The 14,541-nt window shown below is 38.4% G+C and carries 14 protein-coding genes; 5 read left to right on the top strand and 9 right to left on the bottom strand.

The genetic code is table 11. The features are described 5' to 3' along the window. Nucleotides 1–34: 34 nt before the first annotated feature. From slyD to E0709_RS10220, 3 genes are all read left to right on the top strand, one after another. The gene (gene slyD, locus E0709_RS10230; RefSeq protein WP_132302744.1) at nucleotides 35–643 is read left to right on the top strand and encodes a peptidylprolyl isomerase; all 609 of its coding nucleotides are present in this window, start codon (nucleotides 35–37) and stop codon (nucleotides 641–643) included. Nucleotides 644–796: 153 nt separating this feature from the next. Continuing rightward, nucleotides 797–2,131 (top strand): 30S ribosomal protein S12 methylthiotransferase RimO, encoded by a 1,335-nt coding sequence (gene rimO / locus E0709_RS10225; RefSeq protein WP_132302745.1) that lies wholly within the window; start codon nucleotides 797–799, stop codon nucleotides 2,129–2,131. Between the two features lie 9 nt (nucleotides 2,132–2,140). Further along, the gene (locus E0709_RS10220; RefSeq protein ID WP_132302746.1) at nucleotides 2,141–4,069 is read left to right on the top strand and encodes a UDP-glucose:protein N-beta-glucosyltransferase; all 1,929 of its coding nucleotides are present in this window, start codon (nucleotides 2,141–2,143) and stop codon (nucleotides 4,067–4,069) included. 56 nt (nucleotides 4,070–4,125) lie between these two features. Here the strand turns inward: E0709_RS10220 and ilvY are convergent, their stop codons facing one another. Next, nucleotides 4,126–5,001, bottom strand: coding sequence for an HTH-type transcriptional activator IlvY (ilvY, locus tag E0709_RS10215; protein ID WP_132302747.1), 876 nt, complete (start codon nucleotides 4,999–5,001; stop codon nucleotides 4,126–4,128). 447 nt (nucleotides 5,002–5,448) lie between these two features. Between ilvY and E0709_RS12330 the strand changes: the two genes are divergently transcribed. Beyond that, nucleotides 5,449–5,595: a hypothetical protein gene (locus E0709_RS12330; RefSeq protein ID WP_165867242.1), complete on the top strand. Its 147-nt coding sequence runs from the start codon at nucleotides 5,449–5,451 to the stop codon at nucleotides 5,593–5,595. An 80-nt stretch (nucleotides 5,596–5,675) separates the two neighbouring features. Continuing rightward, on the top strand, nucleotides 5,676–7,157 hold the full coding sequence (ilvC, locus tag E0709_RS10205; RefSeq protein ID WP_132302748.1) for a ketol-acid reductoisomerase: 1,482 nt from the start codon (nucleotides 5,676–5,678) through the stop codon (nucleotides 7,155–7,157). A gap of 57 nt (nucleotides 7,158–7,214) precedes the next feature. Here the strand turns inward: ilvC and E0709_RS10200 are convergent, their stop codons facing one another. The 8 genes from E0709_RS10200 to E0709_RS10165 all read right to left on the bottom strand — a co-directional run bounded on the left by E0709_RS10200 (nucleotide 7,215) and on the right by E0709_RS10165 (nucleotide 14,317). Further along, nucleotides 7,215–7,481: a hypothetical protein gene (locus E0709_RS10200; RefSeq protein WP_132302749.1), complete on the bottom strand. Its 267-nt coding sequence runs from the start codon at nucleotides 7,479–7,481 to the stop codon at nucleotides 7,215–7,217. A 92-nt stretch (nucleotides 7,482–7,573) separates the two neighbouring features. Next, nucleotides 7,574–9,028, bottom strand: coding sequence for a decarboxylating NADP(+)-dependent phosphogluconate dehydrogenase (gnd, locus tag E0709_RS10195; protein WP_132302750.1), 1,455 nt, complete (start codon nucleotides 9,026–9,028; stop codon nucleotides 7,574–7,576). Next, nucleotides 9,018–9,776, bottom strand: coding sequence for a hypothetical protein (locus tag E0709_RS10190; protein WP_132302751.1), 759 nt, complete (start codon nucleotides 9,774–9,776; stop codon nucleotides 9,018–9,020). The genes gnd and E0709_RS10190 overlap by 11 nt, the downstream gene beginning before the upstream one ends. A 73-nt stretch (nucleotides 9,777–9,849) precedes the next feature. Beyond that, nucleotides 9,850–10,548, bottom strand: coding sequence for an aspartate/glutamate racemase family protein (locus tag E0709_RS10185; RefSeq protein ID WP_132302752.1), 699 nt, complete (start codon nucleotides 10,546–10,548; stop codon nucleotides 9,850–9,852). A gap of 18 nt (nucleotides 10,549–10,566) precedes the next feature. Next, nucleotides 10,567–11,265 carry a 6-phosphogluconolactonase gene (gene pgl / locus E0709_RS10180; RefSeq protein ID WP_132302753.1) on the bottom strand — a complete coding sequence of 233 codons (699 nt, stop codon included), beginning with the start codon at nucleotides 11,263–11,265 and terminating at the stop codon, nucleotides 10,567–10,569. A gap of 111 nt (nucleotides 11,266–11,376) precedes the next feature. Then, nucleotides 11,377–12,864, bottom strand: a complete 1,488-nt coding sequence (zwf, locus tag E0709_RS10175) for a glucose-6-phosphate dehydrogenase (RefSeq protein ID WP_132302754.1) — start codon at nucleotides 12,862–12,864, stop codon at nucleotides 11,377–11,379. A 76-nt stretch (nucleotides 12,865–12,940) separates the two neighbouring features. Continuing rightward, the gene (gene cysQ, locus E0709_RS10170) at nucleotides 12,941–13,753 is read right to left on the bottom strand and encodes a 3'(2'),5'-bisphosphate nucleotidase CysQ (RefSeq protein ID WP_132302755.1); all 813 of its coding nucleotides are present in this window, start codon (nucleotides 13,751–13,753) and stop codon (nucleotides 12,941–12,943) included. 153 nt (nucleotides 13,754–13,906) lie between these two features. Continuing rightward, nucleotides 13,907–14,317: a hypothetical protein gene (locus tag E0709_RS10165; protein ID WP_132302756.1), complete on the bottom strand. Its 411-nt coding sequence runs from the start codon at nucleotides 14,315–14,317 to the stop codon at nucleotides 13,907–13,909. Nucleotides 14,318–14,541: the final 224 nt, after the last annotated feature.

Here is a 14,541-nt window from a genome sequence, read left to right as displayed (position 1 = left end):
TAGAATAAAGCCCTTTTTTAGATTGGAGAGAAAAATGAAAGTAGCAAAAAATGTGGTGGTAAGCATTGCTTATCAAGTACGCACTGAAGACGGTGTATTAGTGGATGAAGCACCTGCAAATCAACCATTAGACTATTTACAAGGTCATAATAATTTAGTAATCGGTTTAGAAAATGCGTTAGAGGGCAAAGACGTTGGTGATAAATTTGAAGTACGTGTCAAACCTGAAGAAGGTTATGGCGAATACAATGAAAATATGGTGCAACGTGTACCAAAAGATGTATTCCAAGGCGTAGATGAATTAGCTGTCGGTATGCGTTTTATTGCCGATACCGATATGGGACCTTTACCTGTCGTGATTACCGAAGTGGGCGAAACTGATGTAGTGGTTGACGGCAATCACATGTTAGCGGGTCAAGAATTGCATTTCACGATGGAAGTGGTGGCAACGCGTGAAGCGACATTAGAGGAAATTGCGCACGGTCATATTCATTCAGAAGGCGGTTGTTGTGGTGGTCATCATCATGATTCCGATGAAGAAGGTCACGGCTGCGGTTGTGGCAGTCATCACCATCACCACCATCATGGTCATGAAGAAGAACACAGCCATGACGGTTGTGGATGTGGTCATCACCATCATTAATTTGAGAAGAATGCCGTACTTTGCTATCAAAGTGCGGTATTTTTTTCAAATATTTCATGAACTTTACGAAATATTTACGCTTATATTGTCGCCTTTCAATTAAAATTTTTGTACAATACGTCCAAATTTTTTTACCTTATTTTAAGATTATCTATGTTATCAAAAACACCCAATATTGGCTTTGTTAGCCTTGGTTGTCCGAAAAATTTAGTCGATTCCGAGCGAATTCTTACCGAGTTACGTACTGACGGTTACAATATTATCCCTACTTATGAAAATGCTGATTTAGTGATTGTTAATACCTGCGGATTTATTGATAGTGCCGTGCAAGAGTCATTGGAAGCTATCGGTGAAGCGTTAGAAGCTAATGGTCGCGTGTTAGTAACGGGTTGCTTAGGGGCGAAAGAAGATAAAATTCGTGAAGTTCACCCCAAAGTGCTAGAAATTACTGGACCACATAGCTATGAAGCGGTGATGGAAAATGTGCATAAATATGTACCAAAACCTGAATATAATCCTTATGTCAGCCTTGTGCCAAGTCAAGGCGTGAAACTCACCCCGAAACATTATGCGTATTTGAAAATTTCTGAAGGTTGCGATCATAAATGTACTTTCTGTATTATTCCGTCTATGCGTGGGGATTTGGATAGCCGCCCAATTACCCAAATCTTAGATGAAGCCAAACGTTTAGTGGATTCAGGGGTAAAAGAATTGTTGGTGGTGTCACAGGATACTTCGGCTTATTCTCTCGATCAAAGCAAAGAAAAGCAAAATAAAACCGTATTCTGGAACGGCATGCCAATTAAAAATAATCTGATCACGCTTTGCCAGATGTTAGCCAGTTTGAAAGTGTGGGTGCGTTTACATTATGTGTATCCTTATCCGCACGTAGATGAATTAATTCCTTTAATGGCAGCGGGCAAAATTCTGCCGTATTTGGATATTCCATTACAACATGCCAGTCCAAAAATTCTTAAATTAATGAAACGCCCTGGTTCGGTGGAGCGTATTTTACAACGTATCAAGAAATGGCGTGAAATCTGCCCTGAATTGACATTACGTTCTACTTTTATTGTAGGTTTCCCAGGGGAAACCGAAGAAGATTTCCAGCTCTTGTTGGATTTTCTAACCGAAGCTCAACTTGATCGAGTCGGTTGCTTTAAATTTAGCCCTGTAGATGGGGCAACCGCAACAGATATGCCAAATCAAGTACCAGAAGAAATAAAAGAACAACGATTCCAACATTTTATGGAATTACAGCAACAAATTTCAGCCCAACGATTACAGCAAAAAATAGGGAAAACATTAGCGGTCATTGTGGATGAAATAGATGAAGACGGGATTATCGGCCGTTCCATGGCTGATGCACCTGAAATTGACGGGGTGGTTTATGTGGATAATGTCAGCCAAAGTGCGGTGCAAATTGGTGATATTATTTCAGTAACGATTAGTCACGCAGATGAATATGATTTATGGGGAACTTGTTAGGGGAAGTATATGCCAGAAAATACAGCAGAAATTAAACCGAATGTTGAACAATTTGAACAAGCTGTTGCAGAGAAAAAATATGAATTAGCTTGTAATATATTACTTTCTATTTTAAATAAATTAGATAGTAATTTTGGAAGTATTCAAGATATCGAGTTTGATCTGCCAAAACAATTATCAGAGAATGAATTAACACAAGATCGTATTGTCTATTTTTGTACACGGATGGCGAATGCCATAACACAATTATTTATAGATAAAGCCTTAATGATTTCTGATTCAGGTGCCTTAAAATTCTTTTGTTATCAACGCTGGATTAATCTCATTTTTGCCTCATCTCCTTATATCAATGCAGATCATATTTTGCAAAGTTATAACTTAAATCCAGATAAATCTTCTTCTAATATAGAGCTAGAGGCTAAAAAAGAAACCTGGATTAAATTTTGTATCATGTATCTACCAGAATCAAATTTAACGATTAACTTAGATGCTCTATGGCAACTGGATCGTGATTTATGTGCATCACTTTGTTTTGCGTTACAATCGCCACGTTTTATTGGAACACCCGCGGCATTTAGCAAACGTAGCACTATATTACAATGGTTCCCTGAACATTTAGCACAGTTGTCAAATTTGAATAATTTACCGAGTAGCATCTCCCATGATGTTTATATGCACTGTAGTTATGACATTGCAGCTAACAAGCATTGGGTCAAAAATGCCTTAAATACAGTAATACGTAAGCATTTATTAGAAAGTGGTTGGCAAGATCGTGATGTTAGTAATATTGGTTATCGAGATGGAAAACCCGTAATGGTCGTGTTACTTGAACATTTCCATTCCGCTCACTCTATTTACCGTACACATTCTACGTCAATGCGTGCCGCTCGTGAATTATTTTACCTTATTGGGGTTGGAAATGATGCAGTGGATCAGCTAGGACGAGATGTCTTTGATGAATTCCATATCGCACAAGACAACAATATTTTCGAAAAACTCAATTTTCTCAAAAAGATCTGTCAAGATAATGGTGCTGCGGTGTTATATATGCCAAGTATTGGTATGGATTTATTACCTATTTTTGCCAGCAATACTCGTCTTGCCCCAATTCAAGCTATCGCGCTTGGACATCCGGCGACCACTCACTCGCCTTTTATTGAATATGTCGTAGTAGAAGATGATTATGTGGGTTCAGAACAATGCTTTAGCGAGAAATTGTTACGCTTACCCAAAGATGCCTTGCCGTATGTGCCGTCTGCCTTAGCGCCGCAAAAAGTAGAATATAAATTACGCGAAAATCCAGAAGTAGTAAATATCGGTATTGCTTCAACGACAATGAAATTAAATCCGTATTTCCTTGAAGCATTAAAAGCCATTCGTGATCGTGCTAAAGTCAAGGTGCATTTTCACTTTGCACTAGGACAGTCAACAGGTATTACCCATCCCTATGTAGTCCGTTTTATTAAAAGCTACTTGGGAAATTCTGCCACTGCTCACGAACACACACCATATCATCAATATCTCAGCATTTTGCATAATTGCGATATGATGGTGAACCCATTCCCATTTGGCAATACGAACGGCATTATCGATATGGTCACCTTAGGGCTAGTCGGTATTTGTAAAACCGGTCCTGAAGTGCATGAACATATTGATGAGGGTTTATTTAAACGTTTAGGCTTACCTGAATGGTTAATTGCCAATACGGTTGATGAATATGTTGAACGTGCTATCCGTCTGGCTGAAAATCATCAAGAACGTTTAGAATTACGCCGTCATATTATTGAAAATAACGGATTACAAAAATTATTTACGGGTGATCCTAGCCCAATGGGTAAAGAATTCTTAGCTCGCTTAACAGAATGGGCAAAAACCAATAAAGTAAAATTGACATTGTCTAAAACAAAAAAAGCGACCGATAAAAAAGCAAAACAATAGGCTGACAAATGAAAAAGTACGGTAAGAAAATATGATATTTTTTACCGCACTTTTTTCTACAAAATAGACCAAAAGGCTTTCACTAAAGGTGATGCCAACGATCTTTTTTGTACACAAATGCCTAATTCAAAGGGTTCTATCGGAATATCTAAATTTAATGATGATACCTGCGTATTCATAGGGCTATTTTTAATCACCACATCAGGTAGTAATGCCAATCCACAACCTAATGCCACCATGGACATGATCCCTTCATGACCACTTACTGTCGCATAAATTTTGGGATGTTTAATTTTCTTTTGCTGTAACCACTGCTCGATACGTTGGCGAGCAGGTCCTTCAACGGGAAGAATAAAAGGAATCTGTTGCCAATCAACGGGATCTTGTTGTAATAATTGGGTCGCTGAACAAGCCACTCTTGGGGCAATTAAAGAAAGCGAAATATCGTCAATATGTTGGAATTCTATAGAATGAGGCAAATTCAACGGACGACCTGCCAATGCTAAATCAGCCTGTTGTTCCACCACCATTTTCACTGCAAGTGCAGGATCGCCTGTGGTTAATTGAATTTCCACTTTAGGATAACGAGAACGGAATTTTTCCAGCACTGGTGGTAAATGAGAATAAGCCGCCGTAACAGAACAGAACAATTTCAACTCGCCATATAACTCTTGTGAATCTGATTGTAGTTGCTGACGGAACTGTTGCCAATTATTCCAATGCTGTTGAGCAAATACGAGAAATTTGGTACCCGTTTCGGTGAGAACAACTTGACGATTATCGCGTAAAAATAAGGGTTGTCCGATTTCTTCTTCCATGCGTTGAATTTGGCGTGAAAGCGTCGAGGGGGACATGTGATTTTGGGTGGCAGTTTTGCTGAAGTTTTGTGTTTGGGTGAGGTGGAGGAAGATTTTTAGGTCAGTGAAGTTCATATTTTTTCTCTTAAATTATTATTTTATTACAATCGGGTTTCGCCGATGGCGACTTACTTTTTCTTTGCTCGTGCAAAGCAAAAGTAAGCAAAAAGAAAGCACGCCCCAACTTTGCCTTATTTCCTGAAAATACTTTAATTTGCTTAACGGAAAATGGCTGAACTCGCTTCGCTCAGACAGACGCCATTTTCCTACAAATTAAAGTATTTTCAGGCGGCAAACATGGGGACCCCATTGGTGAAGTAATAAAATGCTGTGCAAGCTACGGAGTAGCGTTACCATATTTAACCTAGTACGCCAGTGCTAGGAATTCTCAAATTTTTCACCGCACTTTTACTTACGCTCGGTCAAAATCTGAGCCCCGTCTGAACCGCCTTTGTGGCTTGGCATTTTTAGCTAAATTTTGCATGTCTGAACGAAGCGAGTTCAAAATTTAGCGTAAAGAAAATGCCAAACGAGCAAAGAAAAGCGGTGAAGTCTGGGTGTGCTTTTCTTTGCGTACTTTCTTTTGCACAAGCAAAAGAAAGTACGGTCGCCCATCGGGCGAAACCCGATCTTAATAATTGCAAAAAACGCAATACCAAATACCAATAATATCAATTTACGCAACATAAAAAAAGCCTATAATAACCATATCCAAACAAAACCTTAATTTATTCACAAGGAAAACAAAAATGTCTAACTATTTCAATACATTAAATTTACGTCAAAAACTCGATCAACTCGGTCGTTGTCGCTTTATGGATCGTGATGAATTTGCCGATGGTTGTAACTTCTTAAAAGGCAAAAAAGTGGTGATTATCGGCTGTGGTGCGCAAGGCTTAAACCAAGGTTTAAATATGCGTGATTCTGGCTTAGATGTGAGCTATGCGTTACGTCCAGAAGCGATTGCAGAAAAACGTGCCTCATTCCAACGTGCTAGCGAAAATGGTTTTAAAGTTGGCACTTACCAAGAACTCATTCCAACTGCGGATTTAGTCATCAACTTAACCCCAGACAAACAACACTCAAAAGTGGTAGCGGATGTCATGCCGTTAATCAAAAATGGTGCTGCATTTGGTTATTCGCATGGTTTCAATATCGTTGAAGTAGGTGAACAAATTCGTAAAGACATCACCGTCGTCATGGTTGCACCAAAATGCCCAGGAACGGAAGTTCGTGAAGAATATAAACGTGGTTTTGGTGTGCCAACCTTAATCGCTGTTCACCCTGAAAATGATCCGAAAGGTGAAGGCATGGCAATCGCTAAAGCATGGGCAAGTGCTACAGGGGGCGACCGTGCAGGTGTATTAGAATCTTCATTCGTAGCAGAAGTAAAATCTGACTTAATGGGCGAACAAACCATTCTTTGCGGTATGTTACAAGCAGGATCTATCGTCTGCTACGACAAATTAGTGGCTGACGGCAAAGACCCCGCTTACGCCGGTAAATTAATTCAATACGGCTGGGAAACGATTACTGAAGCATTAAAACAAGGTGGCATTACGCTCATGTTAGATCGCTTATCTAACAGTGCCAAATTGCGTGCCTTTGAATTATCTGAACAAATCAAAGAAGAATTAACGTTCTTATTTGAAAAACACATGGACGATATTATCAGTGGCGAATTTTCATCAACTATGATGGCAGACTGGGCAAACGATGATGTAAATCTATTAACATGGCGTGAAGAAACTGGCAAAACCGCTTTTGAAAATGCACCAAAAGCAGATGGTATTAAAATTTCTGAACAAGAATATTTTGACAATGGTGTGTTAATGGTAGCTATGGTAAAAGCCGGCGTTGAGCTTGCGTTTGACACTATGGTAGCAAGTGGTATCTATGAAGAATCCGCTTACTACGAATCTTTACACGAATTACCATTAATTGCCAACACCATTGCTCGTAAACGTTTATATGAAATGAACGTGGTAATTTCTGATACAGCAGAATATGGTAACTATCTATTCTCCCACGTAGCCACACCAATTTTAGCGGAAAAAATTATTCCAACCTTACAAAAAGGTGACTTAGGTGAACCAGCACCAACGGTTGAAATTGATAACGTGTTATTACGTGATGTGAATGATGCGATTCGTAATCACCCGATTGAATTAATCGGTCAAGAATTACGTGGTTATATGACAGATATGAAACGTATTTCATCTCAGGCTTAATTGACATGAATGAGAAAAGTGCGGTAGAAAATACCGCACTTTTTGTTTATATAACAACTAATTAGCTGGTTTTGAAGCTGGTTTACTCGCTGGTTTTGAAGCTGGTTTACTCGCTGGTTTTTCAAAACCTTTTTCTTTCATACAAGCTGCAAATTTACTACGGTCTGCATTTTGCCCCACAGATTCACGGCAAGATTTCATTGCTGTTTCAAGTTGTGGATTGTGTGGACGTTCGCCATGTGGACCTTGCGGACGTTGGTTTGATTCTGATGTACAAGCCGTTAATAAAACAGCTAAGAATGATACGCCGAGTAGTTTTTTCATAATAAAGTTTCCTTAATTTAACATATCAAAAAGACGGACAAAATGTCCGCCTTAGTTAGAATATAAAATAGGCAAATAGTTCCCTATTTGGATTAAACGTCATAAGTGGTCGATGCAGTATTGCCACCACGTCCTGTCCAGTTGGTATGGAAATGCTCGCCACGTGGTTTGTCGGTACGCTCATAAGTATGCGCGCCGAAATAGTCACGTTGGGCTTGTAGCAAGTTCGCTGGTAAATTAGCGGACGTATAACCATCTAAGAAAGTAATCGCACTTGCCATACAAGGCATTGGAATCCCTACTTCGATAGATTTAGCCACCACTTTACGCCAGTCGCTCAAACAGCTTTCTAAGATACCTTTGAAATACGGATCAGCACCTAAGAACACTAAATCCGGATTGGTTTCATAGGCATCACGGATATTGCCTAAGAAACGGCTGCGAATAATACAACCTTCACGCCATAATAACGCTGTTGCACCGTAATTAATATTCCACTCAAAATTCTCTGACGCTTCACGAATCAGCATAAAGCCTTGAGCATAAGAGATGATTTTGGATGCCAGTAAGGCACGGCGAACCGCTTCAATCCAGACTTTTTTATCGCCTTCGACTGGAGTGATGGTTTTATTGAATAATTTAGACGTGGCAACACGTTGATCTTTGAAAGAAGACACGCAACGTGCAAACACGGATTCGGTGATTAAGGTTAATGGAATACCGAAATCAAGGGCGTTAATCCCCGTCCATTTACCCGTACCTTTTTGTCCTGCGGTATCTAAGATTTTCTCCACTAATGGCGAGCCGTCTGTATCTTTGTAACCGAGAATATCGGTGGTAATATCAATGAGATAGCTATCTAATTCGGTTTTTTTCCACTCTGCAAAAATCGCCTGCATTTCTTCGTGATTTAAGCCTAAACCGTCTTTTAAGAATTGGTAGGCTTCACAAATCAACTGCATATCACCATATTCAATACCGTTATGTACCATTTTCACGAAATGACCTGAACCGTCTTTGCCTACCCAGTCACAGCAAGGCTCACCTTTGTCAGTCTTCGCTGAAATCGCTTGGAAAATCGGTTTGACATATTGCCATGCTTCGGCGTTCCCACCGGGCATAATGGACGGCCCATGTCTTGCCCCTTCTTCACCGCCCGATACACCAGAACCAATAAAGCGAATGCCTTTTTCCGCCAAGGCTTTCACACGGCGGTTGGTATCAGGGTAATTTGAGTTACCGCCGTCAATGATAATATCGCCTTGCTCTAAGTGCGGTAATAAGGCGTCAATAAATTGATCCACTACATCACCCGCACGCACCATTAACATCACTTTGCGTGGTTTTTCTAATTTGGCGGCTAAATCTTCAAGGGAATATGCCCCGATAATGTTAGTGCCTTTCGCTGCACCTTGTAAGAACTCATCAACTTTGCTGGTGGTACGGTTATACGCCACCACTTTAAAGCCGTTGTCGTTCATATTTAAAATCAAATTTTGTCCCATTACCGCTAAACCGATAACGCCGATGTCGCCTTTAACTGACATTTTTTTCTCCTGTTAATTTAGAATTTGTCAACTCACTCACATTTCTTTTTAATAATGTGCGTAATGTTCGTAATGCTTTACAAGGTTCTTCACGTCTTGCTGACGGATGAACTGTTCTATAGCAAATAATTTTAGGGTTATCTGAAAAATAAAATCGTTCTAGATATTTTTTATCTAAACTTTCATCAATCCGCTTACCTGAAGGTTTTAAATTTTCAAAATATTTTCGGCGTGTTTGCACACCTTGATTACCTGATGCAAAAATAACAATATTTGGTTTTAAAATCTCAATTTGTGCTTTAATTAATTCCACAGAGAGAATCTCTATTTCATTAAATAAGATACTGTCTTTTAACTTTGTTGGACATCCTTTTTTATAATCACAAGCAAAAATATTTGCCCATAGAAAACAAGCTATTGGATTATCTTTTTCTAACTGTTTCACATAATTAAAAAAACCATGTCCCCTTTTTAGCTTGGGATTTTCAAACCAATTTTTACTTTTTGCTATACTTTTCTTGATCGTTTCAAAATTATATTCATTAATATCATCACCTATTTTCCACCCACGGGTTTCTCGCCCAATAAATAAAACAATCACTTTTTCATCAGAATAATTCTCAGGTACAAAGCCTAAATGAAGATGTGATAAATCGTTTTCCGCTAACAATCTCTTCACAGAATCATTATTCATCAAAATATCTTGGTATCGTTTAATTAATGCGGAATAGGCATCAGCATAATTCATTCTTTGCATAACATAGGCACATTCAAAACAAGGCAAACACGATTTAAAAAAGTCACATCACGGTCTAATTTGCTCATAATTCATCACCCAGAATAAACCCAACTGCCATTTCACTATGTAACTGAGCAGTATCAAATAACGTCAATACCGTATCATTTTGCTGAACCAATAAGCCTATTTCAGTACAACCCAAAATCACCCCCTCAGCTCCCTGTTGAGCAAGTTCTGCAATGGTCTGCAAATAAAATTGTTTTGATGTTGGCAGAATTTTCCCTACGCATAATTCTGCAAAAATAATGCGGTGAATTTCTTGCTGATTTTTTGCATCAGGCACCAGCATTTCTATACCACGCTGGGTTAATCCATTACGATAAAATTCATCTTGCATGGTAAAAGCGGTACCTAATACCGCAATCTTATATAAGCCTTTTGTCTTAATCACATTGGCAGTCGCATCTAAAATATGCAAAAACGGGACATTAATTTGTTCCATAATTTGGGGTGCCACTTTGTGCATTGTGTTGGTTGCCAATAAAACGGCATCTGCCCCCATCTGCTCTAATTTTTGTCCTGCTTGAGCTAAAATTTCCCCTGCTTTTTGCCAATCGCCTGATTTTTGGCATTGTACAATTTGCTCAAATTCTACACTCACCATTAATAGCGGAGCAGAATGATTTCCACCTAGCTTTTGATTCACTAGACGATTAATTTGCTGATAGTAGGTTATTGTACTTTCAGGACTCATTCCGCCGATAATACCAAGTGTTTTCATTCTGTTAGTCCTTAACGCTTACAGTAATTTCGCTGCTCCACGATCCAAAATCCACTCCGTTACTCCATTGGAACTTTGAATTTTCGCCGCAGGATAAGGCAGTTGGTCGGCGGAGTGCGTAGCAATTTCTTTGAGAATGTCCGCTTTGGCTTCGCCTGTGACTAAATAGCTAATACGTTTCGCTTGGCTCAACAATTTCGCCGTTTTAGAAATTCGTAACTGTCCGCTTTCTGGGTGTTTGGCAATCACCACTAAATTAGGATCATTAAAATCGGTTTGATATGGAAATAATGATGCGGTGTGTCCATCATTCCCCATGCCTAAAATGATCCAATCAAATTCACCGTTCGGAATTTCAGTTTGAATCTCTTGTTCAAAACGACTAAGTTCAGCTTGGGGATCATTTTCACCCTGAATGCGGTGGATATTTTCCGCTGGGATTTGAATATGATCAAATAGCAATTTTTGCACTTCACCGTAATTACTTTCAGGATCGGTTGGGACAACCATACGTTCATCGCCCCACCAAAAATGCAGATTTTGCCATTGAATTTCTGTGTTATAAGGAGCAGTAGCTAAGGTTTTAAATAGCAATTTAGGCGTACTCCCTCCGGATAGAGAAATATGCACAGGGTAACCTTTAAGACTATAAACTTTGAATTCTTGTGCAATTTTTTCTACTGCACTTTGAGCATTTTCAAAAATAATTGTGTTCATCTATTTTTCTCCTGTTTAACTCTTTTACATCAAAAAAGATCAATACATAAGTATTCTAAATGTATGGCTTAACTAAAAATTTCTTAATTTTTCACCGCACTTTTGCTTAAGCTAAATCTTTTTCTTCATCTGACCACTCGGTCTGCGCCATACTCGACCGGACTTAGCAATAAGCTTATCTGCTTCTTTTGGTCCCCAAGTTCCTGCCTCATATTCATACACTCGACCACGATTTTCTTTATAATTTAAAATAGGCTGTACAAATTTCCAACAAGCGTGTACCGCATCCGTACGAGCAAATAAGGTCGCATCGCCTTTCATAGCATCTAATAATAAACGTTCATAAGCGGTTAATAAACTTGATGCTCCACTTAGATCAGAGTAACGAAAATCCATCGAAACTTCTTTAGCTTCAAAGCCTGCTCCCGGTTTTTTTAACCCAAAACGCATGGAGATCCCTTCATCTGGTTGAATACGAATAATCAATTTATTCTCTGGGGCATTTTGGCTGAACACTGGATGTGGCGTAACCTTAAAATGAATCACGACTTCCGTTACTCGAGCTGGCAAACGCTTACCAGTACGTACATAAAACGGCACGTCAGCCCAACGCCAGTTATCAATTTTACAACGTAACGCCATAAAGGTCTCAGTATTTGAATCTTCCGGTACACCTTTTTCTTGTAAATAACTCTTAACATATTCTCCATCAATTTGAGCTTCGGTATATTGACCTAATACTAAATTGTTTTGAATATCTTCTTCACTTAACGGATGTAAACAATGTAATACTTTAGCCACTTCATCACGCATAGAATCGGCATTAATAATTGCCGGAGGCTCCATGGCAACCATAGCTAAAACTTGCAATAAATGGTTTTGGAACATATCGCGCATCGCACCTGAACCATCATAATAACCGCCACGTTCTTCTACACCAATAGATTCTGCTCCCGTAATTTCCACATAATCAATAAAATTACGGTTCCAGAGTGGCTCAAATAATCCATTAGAAAAACGTAAAACAAGCAGATTCTGTACGGTTTCTTTGCCTAAGTAATGGTCAATACGATAAATTTGATGTTCTTCAAAGAAACGATGAGTTTGAATATCTAATTCGTGAGCGGTTTTCAAATCATAACCAAAGGGTTTCTCCACGATAATGCGTTTCCAACCAAATTCTTCGGTATTTAAGCCGTGAGCAGCTAAACATTCAGGAATCACACCATAAAGGCTTGGTGGAGTGGAAAGATAATAAAGGGTATTACCACAAGTTTGATATTGATCGTGTAATTCATCAAGACGTGGCACTAATTTACCATAATCTTGAGCATCAGAAGTGTTCACAGATTGATAATATAAGTGTGAACAAAATTTATCTAACTTTTCTCCCGATGCTTTCTCATGTTTAATCAAAGCATTACGCATTTTATCACGAAAACTTTCATCATTTAAGTCTGAGCGAGCAACGCCTAGCACAGAAAAATTTTCAGTTAAACGTCCAATTTTATAGAGATTATAAAGGGCTGGAATTAATTTACGATGAGTCAAATCACCTGACGCACCAAAAATCACAATACAATTATTTTCTGCATTCATATTATTATATCCTAGTAAAATGATAAACTATCGCCATACTATGCACTATTCACATAGAATTTTCAAATAGCTATCACTAATTGAAGCAAAAGATTTTTTGCCAGTTTACTTCTCGATCCGCTGTCATTACAAAATGCGGATTAATAAAGGTTTCCTGTTGATTATAAGTTAAAGGTAAAAAATGGGGATCAAAAATATTCCCATTTAACTCACTGAGTAGAATTTCAGCAGTTGCCGTGTCCCATTCACTAGTATTGCCTAAACGCACATAACAGTCCGCTGTACCCTCTGCTACCAAGCCACCCTTTAAGCCACTAGAACCATACACAATAAATTCACAAGGAAAATTCTCGGGCAAGATACACCGTACTTTTTGCTTATGGCTTTCTGAACCCACGGCAATTTTAAGCGGTTTAGTGGCATCTATATGACGAGAGATTAAACGTTGATGATGATTATCTTCCATTTTATATGCCCCAAATCCCTGCATTGCATAATAGGTTTTTTGCAAGATCGGAGCGTGAATAACCCCTAAAATAGGCTGGTGCTGATGTATCAATGCAATAAGAATAGAAAATTGCCCTGTGCGATCAATAAATCTCTGCGTACCATCTAAAGGGTCGATAAGCCAATAAGTTTCCCATAATTGCCGTTCAGAAAGTGGAATATTACAATTTTCTTCAGAAAGTATTGGAATATCAGGGGTAAGAATGGCGAGTTTTTGAGTTAGAAATTGACTAATGGCTAAATCAACTTCTGTCACGGGGGTATTATCTGATTTTGTATGAATTTCAATAGATTCAGATTTTAGATAGAAATCTTCTAAGATTTTACCTGCTTCATTAGCAATATGTAGTACAGATTGAAGAAGTTGATCAGTAAGTTGCATAGAAAATCCTAGGTGGAATCAGAAGTGGATTTAGTGTAGCAAAATTTGAGAAAGTTGACGAATGATATTCGTTAAATAAAACGAAATACCTGTTTTGGATGATTATCCTAAAAACAGGTATTTTGTAAATTTTAGTATGTATTCTATTCAATTTTAATCACCATCTTCACAATTGATCGCTCGCCCCCTATAAATTGATGCTCCAAATCCAACATCTACTTTTTGAGTTCTAAAAACTTCTCTATTATAAAAAAATATCCAGTAAAGTTGATTTCCCACATAACCGCCATAAGAATTTTTAGCATTAACTAGAACGCAAGCAGAGTATCCATAGAATACATCATTAGGTGTAATATACTTTCCCTTCGAGTAAATAACATGTTCTTTACGAGGTTTAGTAAAATTAGAAAACTTTGCCGAATCAGGATCTTTTAATGTTGATTTAAGATATTCTGTAGCTTTTTTCTGATAATTTTTAGGTAGTATTCCATAGTCCGCATTAGGGCTTGGTAATGTCGATTTAAATTTTTCATTCTCCGCATCAATTCTTCTTGTCTCAATCATATCTGATGAAATATTGAAACAACCCACTAAACAAAATGATATTAGAGGTAAGTATTTGAATCGTATTCTCATAGATTTATTCTCAAAGTTATTTAGTTTGACATCCTCCCCGCCCTAAAGGATGGGGATTCCTACTAGCTCCCCCTTTCGGGGGCTACTCTCGGTGGGTTCTTGCTGCTGATCTCTAATGAGATTCACTTCACAAGCTCTACGGGTATGTCCTA

The organism is Lonepinella koalarum (assembly GCF_004565475.1).
Lineage (GTDB): Bacteria > Pseudomonadota > Gammaproteobacteria > Enterobacterales > Pasteurellaceae > Lonepinella > Lonepinella koalarum.
This window is presented reverse-complemented; position numbering and strand designations above follow the sequence as displayed.